The sequence below is a fragment of the Vibrio sp. 10N.286.52.C3 genome (assembly GCF_041468865.1).
GTDB classification, from domain to species: domain Bacteria; phylum Pseudomonadota; class Gammaproteobacteria; order Enterobacterales; family Vibrionaceae; genus Vibrio; species Vibrio crassostreae_C.
This window is the reverse complement of the sequence record NZ_JBFRJM010000166.1, coordinates 1-282: the sequence shown is the minus strand read 5'-3', so window position 1 is coordinate 282 and position 282 is coordinate 1. Positions and strand designations below refer to the sequence as shown.

Annotated in this window: 1 tRNA gene; it reads left to right on the top strand. The window is 40.4% G+C overall.

Annotated features, from left to right (window positions below):
* Positions 1-104 precede the first annotated feature (104 nt).
* Positions 105-195, top strand: a tRNA-Ser gene (locus tag AB4138_RS23995).
* Positions 196-282: the final 87 nt, after the last annotated feature.

Below are 282 nucleotides of genomic sequence, written 5' to 3'. Positions count from 1 at the left end.
AAATTTATTTTCACTTTTTTGAAAGGTGAAGACAAAAGGTATCGTTACTTGCATTAGCAAATAACAACCTCAACAGTGTACTAATCTGTTGATGACAATTTGTTGGAGGGATGGCTGAGTGGTCGAAAGCACCGGTCTTGAAAACCGGCAACCGTTAATAGCGGTTCTAGGGTTCAAATCCCTATCCCTCCACCACCATTGAAAAGCCCGCTGAGAAATCAGCGGGCTTTTTTTCGTCTTGAGTTTGGTAAAAGAACATTTGATACCAATCCGGAAAATTAA